We start from the raw sequence: 23,494 nt of genomic DNA, 5'->3' as shown, positions 1-23,494 counted from the left end.
ACGCCAGCACTTCGAAAAACCAAAACTTTGCTACGTTTATTGAAAGGCTTTTCAGGGATAACACGATGACAAAATATCGGCTTAGCAATGAAACGCGTCTCTGGCGCTGGCAGGACGGATCAACGCCGTGCACAACGCCTCTCAGACAAATTATTGCCGTGAAGGATTTTAACGATGTGACCAGCGGGACTAAAGGCGGTTGGGTTGAGGATGAACACGCGCTCGCCCAGGATGGGGATTGCTGGGTTTACGATGAAAACAGCGTGGTGTTTGCCGGGGCCAGGATATCCGGTAACGCCCGCCTCACCCAACCCTGCATCGTAAGCCACCGCGCACACGTTGGCGGCAACGGCTGGCTTGACGCGGCAGAGGTGAGTCACGGGGCGGTAGTAAGTGACAACGTCACCATTCAGCACTCCACCGTACGCGGGGAATGCCGTATCGCGGGTGACGCGCGGGTGTTGCATAACAGCCTGGTGATTGCAGCCAAAGGGCTGACACCCGACCGTGAGCAGATCCTGCAAATCTATGACAGAGCCACGGTCAGCCAGTCGCGTATTGTGCATCAGGCGCAAATCTACGGCGATGCCATGGTGACCTGGGCCTTTGTTGAGCACCGCGCCGAGGTGTTTGATCGCGCCATTATTGAGGGCAACGCGCTGAATAACGTCTGGGTGTGCGACTGCGCCAAAGTGTACGGCAACGCCCGTCTGCTGGCCGGTCTGGAGGATGATGCCATCCCGACCGTGCGGTACAGTTCACAGGTCGCGGAAAACGCCCTCGTCGAAGGCAACTGCGTCATTAAACACCACGTATTAATAGGCGGCGAGGCGTGGTTACGCGGCGGGCCGATCCTGATTGATGACAAAGTGGTCATTCAGGGGCGGGCGCGTATCAGCGGCGATGTCCTGATTGAGCATCAGGTGGAAATAACGGACGATGCGGTTATCGAGGCGCTGGAGGGTGAAAGCATTCACGTCCGGGGAGCCAAAGTGATCAACGGCGACACGCGGATCACCCGGACGCCGCTGCTGGGGGCGCTATAGCGGGAAGATTCTGGCGTACAGGTTCACGTCATCGTAGCGACCGTTGAGCATTTCCGCTTCCCGCAAACAACCTTCCAGCGTGAAACCGTTGCGCTGCGCCACCCGGTTACTGCTCTGGTTATCCACGCGACACTTGATCACAAAACGGCGGATCTCACCGCGCTCAACGTAATAGCGCATAAACGCCTGGAGCGCCTGAGAAAGAATACCCTGCCCCTGATGCGCCTCGTCAAGCCAGTAGCCGATATACCCGGCCTTATTCGCAGGCTCGATCGCGTTGAAGGAGAGCACGCCCACCAATTCGTCATTCATAAAAATCAGGAACATTTTGGCGTAACCGCGCTGGTGCAACATCTGGTTGCTCTGCACGTTGCGGCGCGTGTCCTCTTCGCTGCCGACATGCTGCGCCCAGTCGAAGGCGGTTTGCAGCCAGGTTTTGTTTTTGATTACGAGGTTATGCAGATCGGTGGTATAGCGCTCTTCGACGGCGCGAAGCTCGATTTCCTGGTTAACGGGGATGATTTCTGAAGACATGGTGCCTCTTAATTGCCGGGTGACGCTAACGCTTACCCGGCCTACAAATGCGTCCGGAGCAGGCCGGGTCGCCACCCGGCACAAACCCATAAGGACTAGCGCATGATCCGGTCGTCAACGTAGTTACGTTTGTCCGGCGCGGGCGGGAAGTACTGATACAGCCAGGTCTCGCTGATGGCATCGCCCTGACAGCGCAGGAACAGGCGCATATCCACCGGCTCGGTGGAGTCAGAGGTTGGATACCAGTCAAACAGAATGCGATACCCGTCGAACGGCTCGACGTAGAGTATCTCCACCTGCTTCGCTTCACCGCTGGACAGGGTGATCACCGGCTCAATGCCCTTCGGTGCGGCGGCCTTCAGATCGCCTCCGACGAAGTCAATGGCAAAGCGACGGGCCCACACTTTCGGGTAATTTTCACCCGGCGCCCAGCCCTCCGGGAAGCCACCCATACCGGTACGGGTGGCGTAGACGTTTGCCAGCGGGGAACGCACCGGCGGCTGCGCGCTCCAGTAGAGACGGTATTTGAAGTCCAGCTCATCACCCGCCTGCACCGGTTTCTCTGGCTGCCAGAAGCAGACCACGTTATCGAGCGTCTCGCCGGTTGTCGGGATCTCCATCAGGGCAATGGAACCTTTCCCCCAGTTGTTGCGCGGCTCGACCCACAGGCTTGGTCGCTTGTTATACCAGCCCATGACGTCCTGGTAATGGGAGAAGTCACGGTCAAGCTGCAACAAACCAAAGCCCTTCGGGTTTTTATCCAGGTAGGCGTTAAATTGCAGCTTTTGCGGGTTGTTCAGCGGCCGGCAGATCCACTCCCCGTTACCGCGCCACATCGCCAGGCGGTCTGAATCGTGGATCTGCGGATGAATGGTGTCGCACATGCGGCGTTCGTTGTTGCCGCAGCTAAACATGCTGGTCATTGGCGAGATGCCGAGCTGCTTGATGTCTTTGCGCGCATAGAGATGGTTTTCGACGTCCATGATCACCTGGCTCTTCTCACAGTGGATCACAAACTTATAGGCACCAGTAATGCTCGGGCTGTCCAGCAGCGCATAGACGGTAAAGGTGGTATCACCCGGCTTCACGGTTTCAAACCAGAAGGAGGTGAAATCCGGGAACTCTTCCGGGGTGTCGGTAAAGGTATCCACCGCCAGACCACGCGCAGAGAGGCCGTACTGGTAGGTATCATCCACCGCGCGGAAGTAGCTCGCGCCCAGGAACGAAACGATATCGCGTCGCGCCAGCTCCGGCGCTTTAAAGACGCGGAATCCGGCGAAGCCGAGGTCGCTCTGCCCTTCAAGCTGGCGGGTATCCACGCCCGTATCGCCGTAGCTGAACAGCTCAGGCCGGAAGTGGATCTCACGCGCCTGAGAGGTGGTTTGATCCAGCGAGAACATGCGCACGCGGCGGCGGAACCCCATCCCCATATGGAAGAACTGGGCGTCCAGCTGACGGCCTTCAATGTTATTCCACAACGACTGCTTCTCATCGTAACGGATGGCGTTGTACGCCTGCGGCGTCATGGTGGCCAGCGTTTCCGGCAGCGGACGCGGCGCACCGCCCCACGCGGTTTTCGCCAGATCGTGCGCCATGGATTGCAGAACAGAGAAGTCAAAGCGACGGCTCTGACCGTCGGCAATGTCGGAGTCAGCAGCATACGCCGCCTGGGAAAACAGAGAAGCAAGGCCAGAAGTGCCGCTCAGGGCAGCCATTGCCAGGGAACCTTTGAGAAAACGTCTGCGATTCATGCCTGAGAAAACGTCCTTATGGTCGTGTGAATGAGTTTCGCGCGCAGCGAAATGACGGCAAGAAAGAACGCACAGCCTAAACAAAAACGGTTAAGAATCCAATTGTTGGCGGGTGATTATCTGAACAAACCGAGAAATATTTTCTGTCGACCAGAACGGCCTGAAAAAGGGGTAAAGTTATGTATAAAAGTGTCCCGGCTGGACATCAACAGCCGGGACCAACGAGGCGGTTATTTTACGCTGACATCGATACCCGGGAAGTACTTATCAGCCAGTTTAGCGATCGTGCCGTCGGCACGTACTTTATCAATTGCGGCATCAAGCTGCTTTTTGGTGGCCTCATCCCCCTTACGCAGCCCAAAGCCGATCCCACTGCCGAGGATGGTGTCGTCCGACACCGGTTTGCCGATAAAGCCAAACCCTTTACCCTGCGGCTTACTGAGGAAACCTGCCTGCCCGGCCGCTGACATGACCAGCGAGGCATCGATGCGGCCATTCAGCAGATCTCCCCAGGCCATATTCTGATCTTTATAAGACACCACGGTGACACCGTGCTTTTCCCAGTGCTCTTTGGCGTAAGTTTCCTGAATTGAACCCTGAAGAACGCCGATGGTTTTGCCCTTCAGCCCTTCGGGGGTAGCCTCTACCGCAGAACCGGCTTTGCCCACCAGCTGGGAGGGAATGCGATAGATGGGCTGGGTGAAATCAATGCTTTTGCGACGCTGTTCGGTGATGTTCATCGCCGAGTTTATGGCGTCGAACTTTTTCGCCACCAGACCGGGGATCAACGCATCAAACGAGGTTTCAACCCAGCTGCACTTCAGCGCGGCGGCTTTACAGATGGCATTTCCCAGCTCTACGTCAAACCCTTCCAGCTCCCCTGACGCATTGCGGCTTTCAAACGGCGGATATTCCGCCTCCAGCCCGTATCGCAACTCGGTAGCGGCAAACGACGAGAATGAACACAACAGTCCCATGCCGACAACTAACGCGCGTAATTTCATCTCAAATTCCTTAACGTGGTGTAACCCGACAAAGGGCCTGGGCACCTGCCCGTAACGTCGCCTCATCTTTCGCAAAAGAGAGACGGATTAACTTATTGTCCGTACCATCGGCATAAAACGCCGACAGCGGAATGGTGGCAACCCCGTACTCGACAATCAGCCTTTTCACCATCTCGCTGTCGCGCTCGTCGCTAAAGCCGCTGTAATCCGCCAGCAGGAAGAACGAACCGGCACTTGGTAGCAGCCTGAACGGTGAGTCGGCGAGCAAACTTTGCAGCAGATCGCGCTTGCGCTGATAAAACGCCGCCAGCGACAGCCAGGTTTGCGGATCGGTCATGTGTTCGGCAAACGCGTACTGCATCGGCGTATCGGCCGAGAACATTAAAAATTGATGGACTTTACATATCTCATCCATCAGCTCCGCGGGTGCCACACAATAACCCACGCGCCAGCCGGTGACGTGATAGGTTTTTCCGAAAGAAGAAATAATCACGCTGCGCTCCGCCAGCTGCGGGTGCGTCGCCATTCCGTGGTGCGGTTCGCCATCAAAAACGACGTGCTCGTACACTTCGTCAGACAAAATGATGATGTCGGTGTGGCGCGTCAGCGCTGCCAGCTGGTGCAGATCGGCGGCTGAAAACACCTGCCCGCTCGGGTTGTGCGGCGTATTGACGATGATCATCCGCGTGCGCGGGGTAATAGCCGCCCGTACTTCATCCCAGTTCACGGCAAAATCCGGTACCGTCAGCTTAATGGCGATCGGCGTCGCCCCTTGCAGACGCACAATCGGCGCATAGCTGTCAAAGGAGGGCTCGAAATAGATCACCTCATCCCCAGGATGAACCAGCCCGCTGATGGCTGAGTAAAGCCCTTCGCTGGCGCTGGCGGTCACCAGCACCTCACTCGCCGGGTCATAGCGTGTGCCATAGAGCGTGGCAATTTTGTCCGCAATGCGCTCCCTGAGCGGTTGCAGCCCGGTCATGGAGGCGTACTGGTTATGCCCTGCCTCCATGGCGCGGGTCACGCCGGTGATAAGTTTTGGGTCGCAGGAAAAATTCGGCGCACCCTGAGAAAGGTTGATGGCGTTATGCCGGGCTGAAAGCTGGCCGATAACGGTAAAAATGGTGGTTCCCACATCGGGCAATTTGGATCGTGTCTGCACCGGCGTTTTCAAAGTCATCCTCTGTCCCTTCTCGTGGTGAATGCATAACTATTCAAACAACAACTTCATTGCCGGGACAATCGAATTGTTGTCATAATAGCCATGACAAAAACGCATAGCTAAGGTGAGATATGTCGCGTCGATCATTTCCGCTCAATGCCGTAGAGACATTTATCGTGACCGCGCGTCACCTGAATCTAACCCATGCCGCCAGGGAGCTTTGTCTGACGCAGGGGGCGGTAAGCCGCAAAATCGCTTCGCTGGAAAGCTGGTTCGGCTTCCCGCTGTTCGAGCGCCATGCGCGCGGCCTGCGTCTCTCCTCTCAGGGAAGCGCCCTGCTGCCGGAGCTGCAATCTGCGTTTGAGCACCTGCTGAACGTTGCTGAACAGGCACGAACGCACCAGACCGTTATTCGTCTGAAAGCGCCTACCTGCGCGATGCGCTGGCTGGTGCCGCGGCTGCTACAGGTGGAGCGCGAACAGCCGGAACTCCAGATTGCGCTGACCACCACCACCGATCATAACGTCAATTTCAAAACCGAATCCTGTGACGCGGCGATTGTGTTTGGGACACACATGAGCGCCGGCGATCTGCTGTTCGAAGAGGCCTTAACCCCGGTGATGAGCCCGGTACGGGCCGGTTCTGCGCTGGAAACTCTCACCTTCCTTCACCCCACGCGGGACAAAACGGACTGGACGCTGTGGCTGGCGAAACAGCCGGGTCCGCCGCCAGCTATGCTCAAAAATCAACACTTCGAAACCATGGATCTGGCCATTACCGCCGCCATTCAGGGGCTGGGCATCGCCATCGCGGATGAAACGCTGGTGGAGGAGGACGTGCGCGCCGGACGGCTGATGCGGCCTTTTGACACAAGCATAAAGACGGGGGCGAGCTACCGGCTGGTATTACGCGACGCACCCGGCCCGGAAAACGGACTGGATGCGTTTCGCGCCTGTCTGCTCAGTCGAGGCTGACGTGGTGTTTCATCACCCGTTTAAAGAGGCTCATACGGGCACGCATGAAGCGGTTTTCAAGCCGAAAACCTGCATGTTTATTCACACCGATACGTAACAGCACGTCTCGCCCTTTCCGGCAGGCGGGCCAGCGCGTGGGCCCTGTCAGGCTATCGCGTGCCCCCGCATCCCGGGCGAAGCTCACCCAGTAGTCCGCCACCTGAGCGGCGAAGGCCAGATCGCGTTCATTTACATACTGCCGCGAGGGTTCCACCTGTCCAAGGGTATCGAACACGTAGGGCACTTCGTTGCCGTGCCAGGCGCCGTTGATGTACGTCGCGTGCTCCGCTTCGGCCACATAATCAAACCAGTATCGCCAGCACAGGCCGCCCGCCCGCTGCTGCGCCTGCATCACCACGTATCCCATGGTGGTGAAGGCCATGTCGCGGCATACCTGCCTGCCAAGTTCCTCATCGCCCTTCACGCCAGGATAAAGCAGCTTAATCAGCCCCAGGCCAAAGCGCCGCTCGCGGCGAAGCTTCTGGATCTGCCCGGCCAGATCGACCCCGAACACCGACATCACGCTGGCTTCGTCGCTGTTTGACCCAATCATCACCGGTACAGGATGCTGGCGGGCCGCGAAGAAAACGTCGAGCATGGCCTCAGGCAAAACGCAATCCCCCACGATGGGCGCAGGGGCGATATTCAGCGGCGAGGTCAGCGGCCAGAACGCCTCAGGCGGGATCGCGCGAAGCTGTTCCGCGGTGGCATTGTGCAGGCCGAAGTGGGCGGCAATCGCTTCGCCTTTATGCATGGCCTGCTCGCGTGGCGTGTCCGGCAGCGTGTACCCGCTTTGCACAATGGCTTTATGGAACAGTCCTCGCGCAAGCGGGGAGGCCATCAGCGACAGCACGCTGCGCGCGCCGGCCGACTCGCCAAATACGGTGATGTTCTCAGGATCGCCGCCGAACGCGGCGATGTTATCGCGCACCCATTCCAGGGCCTGGATCTGATCGAGCAACGCAAAGTTATGCACCACGCGCTCTTCTTCCCCCTCCAGCGCCGGATGGGCAAAAAAGCCGAGGTGCCCGAGACGGTAATTAATTGTCACCACCACCGCGCCGCGCTTCGCCAGCGCCCTGCCGTTATACGGAGGCAGCCCGCCAGCGCCGAGGGTAAAGCCCCCGCCGTGCAGCCAGACCATCACCGGAAGCGGATCGGCGCGTGCGACTGGCGACCAGACGTTAAGGTACAGGCAGTCTTCAGAGAACTGGCCGGGATCGCCGCCACCCAGCTCCTGACAGCTTTCGCTGCTCTGCCAGCTGGAGGCGGAGAACGCCGTCGCCGGACGTACGCCATCCCAGCGCGCGGGAGGACGCGGGGAGCGCCACCGCCACTGGCCTACGGGCGGTGCCGCATAGGGAATGCCGCACCACACGTGAGTATCGCCTTCAGTAAAACCAATCAATGCGCCCTGGCGCGTTTCAACCACAGGGGCGGAGGGATTTTCCATACCAACCTTCTTTTTCCATCACACCCTTGCAGAGTAACGGTTTCAGAGCAAACCGCAACGCTGTTTGCTGCGAGCTTCCGCCTCCTCGTAAAGCGAAAACTCGTCGTACACCGCACAGCCGAGCGCGGCTTCGAAGGCATTGCGGCTGGCATTGCCATGGCTGCGCGCCTGCGTTTCATTGCCAAGATTCGACTGGAAGATCCCCGCCGCACTGACGGGCAGAAAATCCTCGTAGGTGATGGGCTGTGCCACAACCCAGCCGCGTTCGATCAGCGGCTGCGGATCGTCGCCGGGACGAAACGCGTGGCGATGCGCCTCACCTGTCGGGGTCAGACGGTAGCGGAAATAAGCCAGCCGCTGACGGCGCAGGAACATTTCGCTGTCCGGGAAGGCGCTGAAGATCTCGCGCAGGTGAAGCTGGTGGGTCAGGTTGTCTTTGCCGGTCCCGGCCTGATTTAACAGACTGTCGTACAGCTCGCGCCCTTTCGGCGTAAGGGCCACGCCGCGCTGCTCAATCTCACCGAAACGCGCGGTATGGGTGCCCTTGTGTTCTCCCGCGAAAAGCACCGGCTCCTCCAGCGCCTTAAAGCTGGTCTGGCGCAGGAGGATCGGCACCTCGCGGCGCGGCGGGCCTTCAATCAGAATTTTCGGCTCAATGCCGTACTTCGGCATTAGCTCCTGCACCCGGTCGATATCCAGCGTGCGCGGCGTGAGATGGTTGATATGGCACCCCGGGAAACAGACCACGTCGGCAATCAGGCGATGTTCGTTGCTCAGCGCCAGATAGGTTTCCTGATCGACCGTCGCATGGCGATGCCAGCGGAAGGTTTCCAGGGCTTCCTGCACAAATTCGCGCGCCTGTGCCTCAGTAAAGTGTCCCTGCGCATCATGCAGGTCGATCAGTTCCAGGCAGCGCGGCGTAAAGATGTTGCGCCGGGAGAGGATCTCCGCCGCCCTTTCACGCAGCGCAACGTTTTCAATCAGCTCAAGGCGCAGCAGCGAGGTAAAAATGCGAAACGGATTACGGCAGAGCGCCGCATCGTCTGTCGGACGAAACGCCGTCGAGTGGACGGGCACGCCCGCCTGGGAGAGATCGTAATAGCTGACCGGGTACATGCCCATAATGGCGAAGATCCGGCGCAGGGTGGAAAGCTCCTGCGCGGTGCCAACGCGGATCGCACCGTGACGTTCAACATTCAGGCGCGCCAGTTCGTCTGCGTTTGCCAGTTGTTCATGTAAAAGTGGGTTATTTTCCAGAACCGCCAGGTTAACGTCCGCCACCAGTTCCAGCAAGGTGCCGTACTGCGGAACTTCCTGCTGGTACATCGCCGACATAGCCTGCGAAAAGTGTTCCCGAATATCATCAGCCGTGATGGTGTTCGCCATGATGTCATGCCTCCAGTGAATACTACCTGGAGTGTAGAGAAGCCCGTTCCTTTCGTTGGGAAGAATTTACGAATTGTGATCCAGGCAGACCAGTGGTCAAAGCGTGGGCATTTTCGAAAAACGGTTGTAACTCAAATAGATCAAATGTTAAAAATATTTTGCTATCAGGTTATCAAATTCAAACATCTTAACTTGTCACCCGCGTCGCTCTGTTTTTAACATCGCCTATGGAAAAAAATGGTCTGTTCAGTCAGCGCATACGCTTGCGCCATTTGCATACTTTTGTGGCCGTCGCTCAACAGGGAACGCTGGGGCGAGCGGCTGAAACCCTTAACCTCAGTCAGCCTGCACTATCCAAAACGCTGAACGAACTGGAACAGCTTACCGGAACCCGCCTGTTCGATCGCGGCCGTCTGGGCGCTCAGCTTACTCTCGTGGGTGAACAGTTCCTGACGCATGCCGTTAAAGTTCTCGATGCCCTCAATACCGCCGGTCAGGCGCTCAACCGTAAAGAGGAGTCGGCCAGCGACATCGTGCGCGTGGGCGCGCTGCCAACGGCGGCGCTGGGTATACTGCCTGCGGCGATCGGCCAGTTCCACCGTCAGCAAAAGCACGCCACGCTTCAGGTCGCGACCATGAATAATACCATGCTGCTGGCGGGCCTGAAGTCAGGCGAGCTGGATCTGGGCATTGGGCGGATGTCCGATCCGGAACTGATGAGCGGCCTGAATTACGAGCTGCTGTTCCTGGAATCGCTGAAGCTGGTCGTGCGTCCGAATCATCCCCTGTTGCAGGACACCGTGACCCTGAGCCGCGTGATGGAGTGGCCGGTGGTGGTCTCACCAAAAGGAACCGTTCCGCGTCAGAATGCGGAAGCGTTGCTGCAAATGCAGGGCTGCACGCTGCCTTCCGGGTGTATTGAAACGCTCTCGGCGTCGCTGTCGCGCCAGCTTACGGTGGATTACGACTACGTGTGGTTTGTGCCGTCTGGCGCGGTGAAGGACGATCTGCGACGCGGCGTGCTTACGGCGCTGCCGGTAACATCTCCCGGCGCGGGAGAACCGATTGGGATCCTGACGCGGGTAGATGCCCCGCTCTCTGAAGGCGCCCAAACGCTGTTAAGCGCTATTCGTAAATCAATGCCTCTCTGACCCTAAACGCAGAACCCGCCGCGAGGGCGGGTCTGTCTTACTCAGAACGTTTCCCAGTTATCACCTGAGACGGCCGCCGCCGGGGTTAAAGGCGCGGGTTTCGCTGCGGTTGCAGCGGCTGTAGTCCGTCCTGCGCGCGCCCCGTTGAGACGAAACGCGCCAACGGCCTCCGTCAGACGTGCGCCCTGCTCTTCCAGCGAGGCCGCCGCCGCAGAAGCTTCTTCCACCAGCGAGGCATTCTGCTGCGTCACCTTGTCCATCTCGGAAATCGCCTGGCTCACCTGAACAATGCCGCGGCTCTGCTCATCGGACGCCGCTGCAATCTCCAGCATAATATCGGTGACGCGTTTAACCGCCTCGACGATCTCATTCATGGTATTGCCCGCCGCAACCACTTCCCCGGAACCCTGATCGATAAGCGACACAGATTCATTAATCAGGCTTTCAATCTCTTTCGCCGCATTCGCGCTGCGGCTTGCCAGGGTGCGGACTTCACTCGCCACGACCGCAAAGCCGCGTCCCTGTTCACCCGCACGCGCCGCCTCGACCGCCGCGTTGAGCGCCAGAATATTGGTCTGGAACGCGATACTGTTAATCACGGCGGTAATTTCAGAGATCTTCTTCGAGCTGGTGGAAATATTACCCATGGTTTTCACCACGCCGGAGACCATCTGCCCCCCGCGGCTGGCCTTACCGGAGGCATCTTCTGCCAGTTTACTCGCATGATGCGCGTTATCGGCGTTCTGTTTCACCGTCGCGGTGAGCTGCTCCATGCTGGCCGCCGTCTGTTCAATCGCCGCCGCCTGCTGCTCGGTACGGGAAGAGAGATCGGTGTTACCCGCGGAGATCTCGCTGGTTCCACGGTAGATCTCCTCCGCCCCTTGCCGCACGGTGCCCACGGTTGTCACCAGCGCGTGCTGCATCGTTTGCAGATCGCGCGTCAGGCGGCCAATTTCGCTGCGTCCGGTCGGTTCGTCCGGCATGGTCAAATCGCCTTTTGCGATATTTTCGATACGCGTAGCGGCTCGCTGGAGCGGGTTTATCACCGTACGGCGCAGCACCACAAAGGTGATCACCGCCAGCGCCAGCGCAAGGCCAAACGCGCCGAACATAAACATCAGCCCCAGCCGGGTGCGGGTGTGAGCCTGTGCCGTCAGCGCGTTGGCGCGTTCGGTGCGGATTTTTATCGCCTTCAGCAGCACCGCGTTATAGGCATCGTCCAGCGGACGCGCGGTCTCATTTTCGTGGTTAATAATGGCTTCAAACATGCCATTTTTGGCATATTTCAGCATCGGCTGCATACCGGCGATGTAGGCGTCATAGCGGGCTTTCAGATCGCCATCCAGCGCTTCATCAGCCGGGGTACGAACGGTGCGCTTCATATAGGCGGCAAATCCATCCTGCGACTGCCTGATGCGGATCTCAGCCTCAGCGATGTTTTGTTTCATCGCCTCCATCTCCGCGATACGGCTCGCCGCCCCCGCGTGGATCATGTTGATACGGGCGGTGCGTAAATGGTTGGAACTGTTTGACAGACCGGTGCGCACCTGGATTTCTGCCGTGACATCCTGCTGATCGTTATCGGCCTGGAGCAGGAAATAGCCTGCCAGACCTGAGCTCAATGCAAACAGGAGAATAATGCCACCGAGAATGGAGGAAAACAGCGGAACCAGCCGGATGTGATGCAAGAAACTCAGCTTAGGCTGCGCCTGCATCGATGTTGTGTTGTCCATGACCGTCGACTCTCTTATAGGTAAGATGCGTAATAACACGCCTGTAAAAGAGTCATCGGCACGCCAGGGAATTAAATTACGTCTAAAAGCGCCGGACAGGTCACACTTTAGAGAAGATCAGGGAAGAAATGCCAGCGGAAAAAACCGCTGGCAGAATAATCAGTTGTCGCCGAAATGGATAACGGTGCGAATGGATTTTCCTTCGTGCATCAGATCGAAGGCTTCGTTGATCTGCTCCAGCGGCAGGCGGTGCGTAATGAACGGATCAAGCTGAATTTTACCGACCATCGCATCTTCAACCATGCCCGGCAGCTGAGTACGGCCTTTCACGCCGCCAAATGCTGACCCGCGCCATACGCGCCCTGTCACCAGCTGGAAGGGACGGGTTTTGATCTCCTGACCCGCGCCGGCCACACCGATAATGATGCTCTCGCCCCAGCCTTTGTGGCAGCACTCCAGCGCTGAGCGCATTACGTTGACGTTGCCGATACATTCGAAGCTAAAGTCCACGCCGCCCTCGGTCAGCTCAACGATCACGTCCTGAACCGGTTTGTCGTAGTCTTTCGGGTTGATAAAGTCGGTCGCCCCCATCTCACCTGCGAGCTTAAATTTCTCCGGGTTGGTATCCACAGCAATGATACGCCCAGCTTTCGCCTGTACCGCGCCCTGGATAACCGCCAGACCGATCCCGCCCAGGCCGAACACCGCCACGGTGTCCCCCTCTTTCACTTTCGCCGTGTTATGCACCGCGCCGATACCGGTGGTGACACCGCAGCCGAGCAGACAGACTTTATCCAGCGGGGCCTGCGGATTCACTTTCGCCAGTGAGATCTCGGCGCACACCGTGTATTCGCTGAAGGTGCTGGTACCCATGTAGTGATAAATGGGCTCGCCGTTATAGGAGAAACGGGTGGTGCCGTCCGGCATAAGTCCTTTACCCTGCGTGGCGCGCACGGCCTGGCAGAGGTTAGTTTTGCCGGATTTGCAGAACTTACACTCGCCGCACTCTGCGGTGTAGAGCGGGATCACATGGTCGCCGGGCTTCAGGCTGGTGACGCCTTCACCCACTTCCACCACCACACCGCCCCCTTCGTGGCCGAGCACCGCCGGGAATACCCCTTCCGGATCGTCACCGGACAGGGTAAACGCATCGGTATGGCAAACGCCGGTGTGGGTAATTTTGATCAGCACTTCGCCTTTCTTCGGCGGAGCAACATCAATTTCAACGATTTTCAGCGGCTGGCCTGGGCCGAACGCGACAGCTGCGCGAGATTTCATGATGTCTTTCCCTTGTTGTGAGGTGTGTGGGTTTATTTTAGATAAGAGCGCAGTAAATGGCCGACTTCCGCCATCCGCACTGCCCGCTGATCCGGGGTGGTCTCCCCCGTCACCAGCTCATCTTTGAGGTGAATTTCGACCATTTCCCCCATCAGACCATTGGCAGCGCCGCGCACGGCGGCAATTTGCTGCAAAATGGCGAGACAGGGATCGCCCGATTCCAGGGCGCGTTCAAGGGCATCAACCTGGCCCCGAATGCGGCGGACGCGGGTCATAATACGTTTTTTATCTTCGGGTGAATGCGGCATACGCCCTCCTTATACTATAGGGGGGTATTGTATCTGTTAATACGATTTTATGTAAACATGAAGTTTAGTGTGGGTTTTAAGTAGAGCCGTAGGAAAGGTGAAAAATCAGCGTCTGGAGTTAATATTGGTGACTCGCTGTATACCAGAAGTGGGCAATCAGGTGCGTCATGAGCGAAAAGTAGATTGGATAAATTCATGGCAGACATGCACTGTCCCTTTAAAATTAACGTGTTGGTTGTTCTTGTTATTAAGTGTAATGCAGGTGTGGTACAGATGAAGTCATACAACGTCATTCTCCCTTAAAAATCCTACTTTTAAAGACTTGTGCAAGCACACTACCCCCCACTAAAGAATGTAGGTGTCATAAGAATACGAAAAAGAATAGACTAATACATGTTGGATATATTTATCTTTGATAACATTTAGCCTGTAGTAAACAAAATAAGTCGGATACAGCATGTTCGGACAGAAAACATTGCTGAAACTGGTTCGGATCCGGTTTATCTAATAGAATTTCTATACACTTTGATAAATATTACTATCACAATTGGGTTTTACAAATTGAATTCGGATCACAACGCTTCATCATTAAGGAATGACTAAGTATGAAAAGAATTGTTCTCGCCTCTTTGGTTGTAGCTTTTTCGTTATCTGCTAACGCAAATCAATTAAGCATTGATGACCAAATTAATAATGCTTGCGCTAAGGCCTTAAGCGGTGACAAAGAACCTTTGGGTGACTTCCCGCCAGATAGTTATGCTGCAACAGTCAGTCCGAAAGTTAAAGATGCTTACAACGAAGTTTTAAAATCTCGGTCCTCTATTGTAAACGATCAGAGTTTACAGAATGCAACCAGTTGCGCCAACCTTGTTAGAGATAAACTGAAATCAAAAGGTGAGTACACAGAAGAAAAATAATTGCCAGGGTGGAGAAACAGCATTTTTTGTGGAACTGAACGCTTTCTCTATCAGAGTTCGTTCTTAAGAAAATATCGACAAGATAGTTCCGCAGCTGTGTTTTCCACCTCTCGCTGGTCCCTCAATACCCTAACATCCCGTTGCCTGAAGGCACCCTCCGTAATGACAGCGCCCGCCTAAACAGCACAGACGAGGCTGACGATATTTACACTTTCGTCTCGTCGTGACCAACCCTATTTAGCTCAAAATGTTAAAAATCCGCACTTATATGGCACAATGTGAACAGAAATAACATTCTCGTCACCTAACATACTCGCTACAAACAAAATGGTGGTGTTAATGATTGTACTAAAGAGCTTTTTATTCTTCGTTGGCGCAGCGGCCGCTTGCGCACTTATCGTACTGTGTCTTTGGGTTGATATGCGGTTTGTCGGCCATGATATTCCGGAATTATCACTGACCGAAATTATGCAGGAAACGGTATTAGCGACTATTGTCTTTCTCCATTTTCGTCTGGCGAAAATGGACGAATCCATGCGTTACTGTAATATTCTGGTGGGCGGATTTTTCCTGACAATGCTAATTCGTGAACTGGACGCGCTTTTTGATCTCATTTCTCATGGGAGTTGGGTGTGGTTCGCGCTGATTACCGCTCTGCTGGCGTTAATTCGCCCCGTTATGCATTTTCGCGCTACCCTGGAACAGCTGGCAAAATATACCCAATCCCCCTGGTACGGCATTCTGTTGAGCGGCCTGCTGGCTGTACTGGTCTTCTCCCGCCTCTTTGGAATGCAGGTGCTGTGGCACGACATCCTGGAGCATGGCTATATGCGTGTCGTGAAAAACGCCGTGGAGGAAGGTTCGGAATCATTCGGCTATATGCTGTGCCTGGCCGTATCCCTTGGCTATTACGTTACCTTTCACACTCACGCACGGCAGAAACAGTCTCTTCGCGCTGCGTAGAGAAAGATGGCGAGGGAAATATTTATCAACGACATTTTTTGGACGTTATGGTGGTCATGTAAGAAAGACATGTCCTAAAAAGGGGCAATCTGCCGTCGAATTCAGCGAATTCTCGCTCACTGCTGCAATCAGCGTCTATTCTTAGACTACCAACAAAAGGAGGCTGGAATGTCTGATTTCGACACTGATAAAAATGCACAGTACGCTGGCGATAAAGCCAAAAACAAACTTGATGAATTATCCGGCTCTGCGCAGCAGCAGTTTGGTGAATTCGTTGATTCCCCTAAACACCAGGTGAAAGGTGCAGCGAAAAAATATGCTGCCCAGGCCAGTGATGCCGTCTCGGATGTCACTGAAGCCGTCAGAAACAATCCCTTAACGGGCTTAATCGCTGCGGGTGCGGTAGGTATCGTTCTGGGACTTCTGCTGGGACGTAAATAATTTCAGGCCCTTCGGGGCCTTTCCTTTTCCCCTCTTTCCTGCTCTTTCCCCCCCTATTGTTGATAGTTTTCCTGACAAAAACACGATCCATGTGAAAAGTTGTACAATTTTAATGTACAGATTTGATCGAATAGTATAAATTCAATGCCACTGATGTTACAAAATTGTTTGTTAACGGTGGAAAATTATGCGTCGCAACCATGCTCCCTCTACAGCAGAAAGCGCTATCACCTTGTATTTTAACAAGGATAATGTCCCAACACAGCAGGAAACCCTTGGTGCTATCGTCAGTGAGATCATCAAAGAAAATGTACAACTGAGCAGAATGACAATCTGTACAAAGCTGTTGCGCAGAATTGAAGAGTCAACGTCTGACGTTGAGAAAGCGCACTATAACGGTCTGATAGCCCTCTTCTTCGAGCGTTAACCTGAACACTGTTTTTTTAACTTACTAAGTTAGTCATGCTGAGTGAGAATAGAGCTCCTGAATGCGATGACTAACCCCATGCTACAGCCTCCTGCGTGTAGCAGAGTGAGATTGAAGCTATGCATAGAACTAAATTTGAACGACTTAAGGATGACCTTATCGGTGAGGCCGTATTATCCATACTGAAAGAGAACGGACCTATTACCTTTGCGTCTCTTGCTGGTCGCCTGCGGGCGATGGCTAACGTTGAATCAAATGATGAACGTAAAAATGCATTGATTGCCGCTGAAGATGAAGTGCGCCAGCGTGTAACCGGCGTCTCGCACGACCGGGGAAGAGTGATGGGCGATTATGAAATTGGGCGCATGCGCTCTCTCTTTACTCACAACACGCTTCTGACCCCAGACAAGAAACACTAATTTTAACCGAAACGGTGACCACCATGAGTAAAGCGATTATGCAGCAGACGTATAATTTTGAAGCCCTGCACGATAAAGAACTGGCGGAACATTTTCTTAATGCTGGAAAGCATCTCAGTGGTGAGGTTGAAGTGTTGGGCTCGGCAATACGCTGTATTATGCTGACCGGTGACAATCTCTCAAATAAAGAGATTATCCTGCAACTGATTCACGCCCTCGAAATTACCGAGGAGCCCGAAGCCTGCGATGTCATTCGAAACACGCTTGAAATTGTTGTCGGTTTTACGCGCGATGATATCTGATAACAGATTATTGCCCTGGTGAGTGACTGTTTTTGCTGGTGGTCGAAGAGTTAAGTCTGTCGTACCACCAGTATAGTGAAGCCATTAACTAAATAGCCGTACCATTCGATCCAGCTCATCTTCTTTAACCGCCCGGGAAAGATAATATCCCTGGAAGCGCTTAACCCCTAATGCGACAAGTTTTTCAAATTTTTCTTCGCTATCGACGCCTTCCGCAACGCATTCCCTTCCCGTCATGTCGCTGTATATCTGTATCGCTTTAATAATGCTATTGTCATTGTCGTTAGCAACAAAGTGCTCGACTATATCGCGGTCAAGCTTCAGTCCATCAACATTAATCTGTCGGATGGGTAACATAGCGTAATTTCTGGAAAAGCAATCATCCAGAAACAGCCGGCATCCCTCGGCGCGTAAACGCTGGAGAGTGACAGGAATATTTGGATCCTTTGTTACATCAATGGTTTCAGCTAATTCGAAGACAAGTTTCCCGGCCCACTGCGGTTTCAGTAACATTTCAACGGCTTTTTTCGCCATTCCCGGCAGCGCGTTCCCGGCAGCCAGTTGAGGAGGAATATTAACCGAAAAATAATATTTTCCATTGTATCTGTTGATACCTGATACGGCCGCGTGAATGACTAACGCCGTCAGCTTGAGCCAAATTTCGCCATTTTTTATCCCATCCAGAAATTGGCCTGGTTTCAGGACCTGACCGTTTTTATGCCAGCGCAGCAGAATTTCAAAGCCTACTCCTTTTTTATCGCCATCGGTAATAATTTGATAAGCCGCAAAGATTTCCCGCTTATGTAACGCCTGCAATATATTTATTTCTGCTTCCGAAAACCCCTGCGCTTTGTTCTTTACTGCACAGACCTCATCCCTTAAGACACGTGCATCGCTAAACCACACTCTGATAAGATATAATTTACTCAACCCCACTTTCCGATGGGTATAAATGGTTTTATCTGACAACCCTAACCTCGCTGACTGCTCTTTTATCGAAATACCCCGATAAAAATTCAGCAATACGGTTAACTCACGTTTTGTAAAACCATGCAGGCTTTCCTTACCTTCCTTCTCAGGTCCTTCACGCAATAAACGTGACGAATCGGCATGCACATCAGAAATACTCTCTACACAATTCATTACCTCTGAAATATTCGCCACCCTGATCCTCGACAACGATTTGGTATTATTAACGAGACTTTTCAGCGTGGCATAAAGCCATCTCTCTGGTATTGCACCATACAGGGTCACGCTACAAATAACCGGCAGTGCATTCAGAACCGAGACCAACCGTTTCAGGCTTTCAAGAAAGGCAGTCACGTCGCGACCAAGAAAAACAGAAATATCAGGCTGTTGATTTTGCATCATTTTTTGCACATCACCTGAGCAAACTTCATCATCTTCAAAATGGAGCCGCGTGACGTTTACGCCACGAGACTTGAGAAGCAGGCTATACCCCTCGAAGGTGAAACCGCAGGCTGAAATAACGAATCGTTGCTTGTAGCAAGTACCTTGCATAAAAGGTAAGTTTTGAGACATAACCTGCTCCTGAGAATGCAAACATCATTCCCAAATGTGATTAAAGCCAATATTCTTTGTCGCATTGAATAATTTTACCGCACCCCATTTGGTTAATAAACCGTTATCAATGTTATGCACGGGAACATCTTTGCGTTAATCAACCCACTCATCCATATGCAGCATAAATATTACTTTCTTTTCATATAACGACAGTAAATATGCACTTCACAAGGTATAATGAAAATTCCGAAAAAGAAGACCGGACACTTCATCTTATCGGCCCAGACAAAAAGAGAAAATGCTATGGATAATCACATTTCATCCAGGGCTTTGCTACATCGAAGGGATGTTATTAAAAACAACCCGCGATTTGGTGAAGCTATAACAGAGCACTACAGAATCAATGATGCCATTTATAAAAAACAACCCTTGTTCTACAAAACGATGCTTCAGGAATCACGCTTCAACATAATACTGTCAATGTGTTGTTTTGTTTTTGGTAATCAGGCTGAGTCAGTTTCAGAGATAAAGGCACTGTGTACCCGCTATAATATCGCCAGTCCTAACAGTGTTATCGCGATCATCACCATACTTAAGACCACCGGGCGAATTAAGACCTGGCGCTGTACCGAAGATCGCCGAAAAACAAAAATCGCGCCAACGGAAAAAGGACTGGATGAGCTGAAACGCTATATGTCTGGGGCATTTACGCCTGTCAGCATTCTTTATCCGACATTCAACATTAATGTTAACCTTCTGGACAATGACATTTTGAGGCACAACTTTTTCCGGCGCGCCGCAGAGTACCTTTTCCGCGGATTAACATTCAGGAAAGTGCTTCCGGAGGTGGGTTTATTTATTGATAAGGATGGTGGCCGAATGATTATGCTCTATCTCTATTTGCAGGCCATTAAAAACAAAACAGCACACGGTGCCATAATAGCGTATTCAGCCAGCACACTGGCAAAAGAATTTTTCGTCTCGCGTATCCACGTCAACCGCATTATCAAATCGGCGCAGGAGGCAGGTTACCTTAAAGATCGCGGCGATGGCCGGATGTCAATTTACCCGGCCTTTATCGAGCTGGTCGAAAATTATGCCGGATTATATTTTGCGTATGTCACACATTACATCAACGTGGTACCAAAAGAACGACGCCATGCTGTCAACATGACGCCTACACTCTGATCTGACGGGCGTTCGGTTTGCTGAACGCCTTTTTTATCGCTCGCGCAGCGCCTCTTTTGCCTTATTCAATGGTTTCAGCAGATAATCAATGACGGATTTACTGCCGGTTTTGATATCAACCGTGGCTATCATGCCCGGGAACACCGGGAATTCCTTGCCCTGCCTGTTGGTCAGATGGTTACTGTCAGTACGAATATAAACGCGATAATAATAAACATCCCGTTTCACCTCGTCCTGAAGGGTATCCGGGGAAATCATCGTCACCTCCCCTTCCAGCCCGCCGTAGATCGAGTAGTCATAAGCGGTGATTTTCACCAGCGCTTTTTGCCCGGGATGGATAAACGCGACATCGCGCGGCGAGATTTTCGCTTCTATCACCATCTGGTCATCAAGCGGTACCAGGCTCATCAGTTTGCCGTTCGGCGGGATCACTCCGCCCACCGTCGTCACGTCAATGTCCTTCACGATGCCACGCACCGGCGCATTAAACGTTAAGCGGGTGAGTGAATCTTCGCGTCCTTTCATGACCGAACGCTGCGCTTCCATTTCCGCGTTCGCTTTTGCCAGTTCTTCGCGGGCGCGAACGTAGTACTGGTTTTTCATTTCGGTGATTTTGCTCTCCAGCTCATTTTTTTGACGTTCAAGGCGTAAGACTTCGACCTTACTGGCCGCCCCCTGCGTCACTAGCGGGCGCGTTAATGCCAGTTCACGCTGCACGAGATCTGCTCCCTGGCGTAAACCCGCCAGCCCTTTTTCAAGGCTTTCGCGACGTGACTGATAAAGCGCCGTTTCCTGTTTGACCAACTCAACGTCGTCATCCAGCTCTGCCGGGAATGTCAGCCCGGTGTCGTTTACCTCAGCATTCAGACGCTCGGCCGTCGCCATCGCAGCGTTTAATCGAGACTCGCTCTCCAGCACACTGGACTCGGTTTTCGTCCGGTCCAGTTGGGCAAGCTGTTGACCACGCTCGACGATATCGCCCTCGCGCACCATCAGACTGTGGATAATCCCCCCTTCCAGGGACTGGATCACCTGCTCGTGGGAGGACGGGATCACCTTGCCGCTACCCGTCGTGACCTCATCCAGCTGGAACAGGCTGGCCCAGGTTATAAAGACCACCAGCAGGGCAAACAGCGACCATGCCACCAGCGACGAACGCGGCAGGCGGGGCTCCTTCAGCCGGCTGTTAAAGCGGGAGAAATCATTCATGCCACGCCCTCCGTTTTCAGTTTAACCGTGCGCTGCGGCGCCTGCTGCGGGGCCATTCCGTGCTGGCGTAAAATGGCATCACGAGGGCCATCCATCACCACTTTGCCGTTTTCCAGGACGATGATGCGGTCAACCAGGTCCAGAATCGGCAGACGATGCGTCGCCACCACCAGCGTCCGGCGCTTACCGAGCCACTGGTGCAGATGCTGGATAAACTGCTTCTCGCTGACCTCATCCAGCCAGGCGGTGGGTTCATCCAGCAGCAGAATATTCGGCGAGGTGATCAGCGCGCGCGCCAGCAGCAGCGCCTGACGTTGCCCGCCGGAAAGCCCCGTTCCGCCCTCATTGATGATGGTGTTCAGCCCCATTTTCTGCTTGCGCACAAACTCCAGCGCGCCGCTGTTGACCAGCGCCTGATGGATTTCCTCGTCTGTCGCCAGCGGATTACCCATCAGGATGTTGTCGCGTACGGAGCCGAAGAACAGCCGCGCCTGCTGGCTGAGCAACTGCATGTCGCGGCGCACGTCGGCCGGGTCAAGATGATTGAGAGCAATATCGTCCAGCAAAATGCTGCCCTGCTGCGGCTCCTGCATTCCCGCCAGCAGATGCAGCAAGGTGCTTTTCCCCGAACCATTACGCCCGAGCACCGCCACGCGCTCCCCGGCGTGAATGCGCAGTTTGCTGATATTCAGCACGGTAAGCTTCTCTTCTTCATCGTAATAAAACCCAACGTCGTCCAGCCGATAATCACCGCGCAGATGGGCTTTATGCACTTTTTTGCCGTGCTGGGGATCGTCAATCGGGCGCTGCATCAGGTCATCCAGCCCCTTGCGGGCCACCTTTGCCGACTGCCAGCGGGAGAGCACGCCGGAAATCTGCGACAGGGGCGCAATGGTCCGGGACGCCAGAATCGAGGTCCCCACCAGCGCACCGGTGGTCATGTCGCCGCTGATGACCAGATAACACCCCACCAGCAGCACCACGGCGTAGACGATAGACTGCACCTCCTGGGTCCATGTCAGCAGCAGCCCCGTCAGCCAGCGCTGCTTCATGCCGACGCTCGCGGCAACGTCATTGGTGTTATTCCACTGGTTCTGGAACCTCTGCTCGGCACGCATTAGCTTGATGTCCTCAAGCCCCTGCACCGCTTCCACCAGCGTGGCGTTACGAATCGCCGATTCACGCATCCCTTCGCTGGAGAGTTTTCCCAGCGGGCGCTGCACCAGCAGGCCGGGAATGAGCAGCAGCGGTACGGCCAGCAGCACCACCAGCACCAGCGGGCCGCCAATCATCCACAGAATGAAGACGAACAGCAGGAAGAACGGCAGATCGGAGATAGCGGCAATGGTGGTGGAAGTGATCAGCTCCCGCACCGACTCCAGCTCGCGGATCTGGGCGATAAACGACCCGGTCGATTTCGACCGTGCGCCGTTTTTAATCCTCAGGGCGTGGGCAAACACGCGCTCGGAAATACGCAGGTCGGCGCGTTTCCCTACCACGTCCGAAATATGCACCCGCAGCATGCGCATGATGAATTCAAACACGATGGCGATCATCACACCGCCAAACAGCACCCACAGCGTGGCCTCCGACTGGGACGGCACCACCCTGTCATACACCTGCATGGAAAAGACCATGCCGGAGAGCGCCAGCACGTTGGCGACCAGCGCCACCAGCATTATGTCGCTGTAACGACGCCAGTCTTTCAGCGCCAGCTGCCAGAACCAGTTTTTCTCATAGGGTTTGATGTAATCATCCACGCGCGCATCCGGCGTGGACTCCAGGGGACGCAGCACCATCAGCCCCTTTAACCGCGAACCGAGTTCGTCGCGCGTCAGCGTCGTCTCCAGGCCCCCGTCGCCGCTAAACTGCACGCTGACGTTCCCTTCGTTGTCCATACGGTTGATGACCGCAATTTGCCCGCCGGTGAACTCCGCCAGCAGCGGTAAACGCCACGGATCGAGCGCTACGGCTCCCGCCGCCACCCAACGCATCCCCAGCCCAAGCTGGCGCGCCATCTCCTCCAGCACCAGCTGGCGTGGAGACTGGCTTTCATGGTTAATCGTGACCCGAACATGCTCCGCCGAAAAATCCAGCCGATAATATTTCGCGATGATGAGCATGCCCTGCAACCAGGGTTCGTACTGTGGATGTGTCTTCATAATGCTACGTCCTGTTCAGGGCGATGATTTCGCTCTGAAATGATACCTTTCCGGGATGATTAGAAATCGAACACTGTCTAAACGAGCCCGCAAAATAATCTTGTGAAATATAGGGTTATGGCT

22 protein-coding genes are annotated in these 23,494 nt (G+C 54.4%); 10 read left to right on the top strand and 12 right to left on the bottom strand.

The genetic code is table 11. The annotated features are described in order from the left end of the window. The first annotated feature begins 65 nt into the window (after positions 1-65). On the top strand, positions 66-1,046 hold the full coding sequence (ydcK, locus tag ACOTX5_RS10375) for a YdcK family protein (RefSeq protein WP_023296594.1): 981 nt from the start codon (positions 66-68) through the stop codon (positions 1,044-1,046). On the opposite strand, the gene rimL is transcribed toward ydcK, so the two are convergent. From rimL to ACOTX5_RS10355, 4 genes are all read right to left on the bottom strand, one after another. Beyond that, entirely contained in the window at positions 1,041-1,580 is a 540-nt protein-coding gene (gene rimL / locus ACOTX5_RS10370) for a 50S ribosomal protein L7/L12-serine acetyltransferase (RefSeq protein ID WP_032653529.1), read from the bottom strand. The two genes, ydcK and rimL, sit on opposite strands and share 6 nt — an antisense overlap. 95 nt (positions 1,581-1,675) lie before the next feature. Next, on the bottom strand, positions 1,676-3,331 hold the full coding sequence (locus tag ACOTX5_RS10365) for a glucan biosynthesis protein D (RefSeq protein WP_017384001.1): 1,656 nt from the start codon (positions 3,329-3,331) through the stop codon (positions 1,676-1,678). 230 nt (positions 3,332-3,561) lie between these two features. Continuing rightward, positions 3,562-4,335, bottom strand: a complete 774-nt coding sequence (locus ACOTX5_RS10360) for an ABC transporter substrate-binding protein (RefSeq protein ID WP_003857237.1) — start codon at positions 4,333-4,335, stop codon at positions 3,562-3,564. A 10-nt stretch (positions 4,336-4,345) separates the two neighbouring features. Next, positions 4,346-5,515, bottom strand: coding sequence for a pyridoxal phosphate-dependent aminotransferase (locus ACOTX5_RS10355; protein ID WP_017384002.1), 1,170 nt, complete (start codon positions 5,513-5,515; stop codon positions 4,346-4,348). A gap of 113 nt (positions 5,516-5,628) precedes the next feature. Here ACOTX5_RS10355 and ACOTX5_RS10350 point away from each other — a divergent pair, with 113 nt between their 5' ends. Continuing rightward, positions 5,629-6,471: a LysR family transcriptional regulator gene (locus tag ACOTX5_RS10350; protein ID WP_015570561.1), complete on the top strand. Its 843-nt coding sequence runs from the start codon at positions 5,629-5,631 to the stop codon at positions 6,469-6,471. On the opposite strand, the gene ACOTX5_RS10345 is transcribed toward ACOTX5_RS10350, so the two are convergent. Both ACOTX5_RS10345 and hglS read right to left on the bottom strand, forming a co-directional pair. Then, a complete protein-coding gene (locus tag ACOTX5_RS10345) occupies positions 6,458-7,963 on the bottom strand; it encodes a carboxylesterase/lipase family protein (protein ID WP_045911723.1) in 1,506 nt (501 codons plus the stop codon). The two genes, ACOTX5_RS10350 and ACOTX5_RS10345, sit on opposite strands and share 14 nt — an antisense overlap. A gap of 42 nt (positions 7,964-8,005) precedes the next feature. Beyond that, positions 8,006-9,349: a 2-oxoadipate dioxygenase/decarboxylase HglS gene (gene hglS / locus ACOTX5_RS10340; protein WP_017384005.1), complete on the bottom strand. Its 1,344-nt coding sequence runs from the start codon at positions 9,347-9,349 to the stop codon at positions 8,006-8,008. Positions 9,350-9,576: 227 nt separating this feature from the next. Here hglS and ACOTX5_RS10335 point away from each other — a divergent pair, with 227 nt between their 5' ends. Continuing rightward, on the top strand, positions 9,577-10,500 hold the full coding sequence (locus tag ACOTX5_RS10335; RefSeq protein ID WP_015570563.1) for a LysR substrate-binding domain-containing protein: 924 nt from the start codon (positions 9,577-9,579) through the stop codon (positions 10,498-10,500). 41 nt (positions 10,501-10,541) lie between these two features. Here the strand turns inward: ACOTX5_RS10335 and ACOTX5_RS10330 are convergent, their stop codons facing one another. From ACOTX5_RS10330 to ACOTX5_RS10320, 3 genes are all read right to left on the bottom strand, one after another. Further along, complete coding sequence (locus ACOTX5_RS10330) at positions 10,542-12,233, bottom strand: methyl-accepting chemotaxis protein (protein ID WP_040117625.1); 1,692 nt, start codon at positions 12,231-12,233, stop codon at positions 10,542-10,544. A 159-nt stretch (positions 12,234-12,392) separates the two neighbouring features. Next, positions 12,393-13,511, bottom strand: coding sequence for an S-(hydroxymethyl)glutathione dehydrogenase/class III alcohol dehydrogenase (locus ACOTX5_RS10325; protein ID WP_045911722.1), 1,119 nt, complete (start codon positions 13,509-13,511; stop codon positions 12,393-12,395). Between the two features lie 32 nt (positions 13,512-13,543). Continuing rightward, positions 13,544-13,819 carry a metal/formaldehyde-sensitive transcriptional repressor gene (locus tag ACOTX5_RS10320; RefSeq protein ID WP_032104106.1) on the bottom strand — a complete coding sequence of 92 codons (276 nt, stop codon included), beginning with the start codon at positions 13,817-13,819 and terminating at the stop codon, positions 13,544-13,546. A gap of 605 nt (positions 13,820-14,424) precedes the next feature. On the opposite strand from ACOTX5_RS10320, the gene ACOTX5_RS10315 reads away from it, so the two are divergent. From ACOTX5_RS10315 to ACOTX5_RS10290, 6 genes are all read left to right on the top strand, one after another. Next, entirely contained in the window at positions 14,425-14,736 is a 312-nt protein-coding gene (locus ACOTX5_RS10315) for a hypothetical protein (RefSeq protein ID WP_023303710.1), read from the top strand. Between the two features lie 339 nt (positions 14,737-15,075). Beyond that, positions 15,076-15,699 carry a transporter gene (locus ACOTX5_RS10310; protein ID WP_234101225.1) on the top strand — a complete coding sequence of 208 codons (624 nt, stop codon included), beginning with the start codon at positions 15,076-15,078 and terminating at the stop codon, positions 15,697-15,699. A 168-nt stretch (positions 15,700-15,867) separates the two neighbouring features. Beyond that, the gene (locus tag ACOTX5_RS10305) at positions 15,868-16,140 is read left to right on the top strand and encodes a DUF883 family protein (protein WP_003857263.1); all 273 of its coding nucleotides are present in this window, start codon (positions 15,868-15,870) and stop codon (positions 16,138-16,140) included. Positions 16,141-16,327: 187 nt separating this feature from the next. Then, the gene (gene ycgZ, locus ACOTX5_RS10300; RefSeq protein WP_003857265.1) at positions 16,328-16,567 is read left to right on the top strand and encodes a regulatory protein YcgZ; all 240 of its coding nucleotides are present in this window, start codon (positions 16,328-16,330) and stop codon (positions 16,565-16,567) included. Positions 16,568-16,686: 119 nt separating this feature from the next. Continuing rightward, the gene (locus ACOTX5_RS10295) at positions 16,687-16,986 is read left to right on the top strand and encodes a hypothetical protein (protein WP_032653519.1); all 300 of its coding nucleotides are present in this window, start codon (positions 16,687-16,689) and stop codon (positions 16,984-16,986) included. A 23-nt stretch (positions 16,987-17,009) separates the two neighbouring features. Beyond that, positions 17,010-17,288: a biofilm development regulator YmgB/AriR family protein gene (locus tag ACOTX5_RS10290; protein ID WP_017384011.1), complete on the top strand. Its 279-nt coding sequence runs from the start codon at positions 17,010-17,012 to the stop codon at positions 17,286-17,288. 84 nt (positions 17,289-17,372) lie between these two features. Here ACOTX5_RS10290 and ACOTX5_RS10285 read toward each other — a convergent pair whose 3' ends face one another. Then, positions 17,373-18,830 carry an EAL domain-containing protein gene (locus ACOTX5_RS10285; RefSeq protein WP_059452926.1) on the bottom strand — a complete coding sequence of 486 codons (1,458 nt, stop codon included), beginning with the start codon at positions 18,828-18,830 and terminating at the stop codon, positions 17,373-17,375. A gap of 285 nt (positions 18,831-19,115) precedes the next feature. Between ACOTX5_RS10285 and ACOTX5_RS10280 the strand changes: the two genes are divergently transcribed. Next, on the top strand, positions 19,116-20,000 hold the full coding sequence (locus ACOTX5_RS10280; protein ID WP_023296585.1) for a hypothetical protein: 885 nt from the start codon (positions 19,116-19,118) through the stop codon (positions 19,998-20,000). A gap of 33 nt (positions 20,001-20,033) precedes the next feature. Here the strand turns inward: ACOTX5_RS10280 and ACOTX5_RS10275 are convergent, their stop codons facing one another. Next, positions 20,034-21,209: an HlyD family type I secretion periplasmic adaptor subunit gene (locus ACOTX5_RS10275; protein ID WP_045911720.1), complete on the bottom strand. Its 1,176-nt coding sequence runs from the start codon at positions 21,207-21,209 to the stop codon at positions 20,034-20,036. After that, a complete protein-coding gene (locus tag ACOTX5_RS10270) occupies positions 21,206-23,371 on the bottom strand; it encodes a type I secretion system permease/ATPase (RefSeq protein WP_040117621.1) in 2,166 nt (721 codons plus the stop codon). Before ACOTX5_RS10270 ends, ACOTX5_RS10275 begins: the two co-directional genes overlap by 4 nt. Between the last annotated feature and the right edge of the window lie 123 nt (positions 23,372-23,494).

The sequence above is a fragment of the Enterobacter cloacae complex sp. IR5441 genome (assembly GCF_049238215.1).
Taxonomy (GTDB): Bacteria; Pseudomonadota; Gammaproteobacteria; order Enterobacterales; family Enterobacteriaceae; genus Enterobacter; species Enterobacter hormaechei_C.
This window is presented reverse-complemented; position numbering and strand designations above follow the sequence as displayed.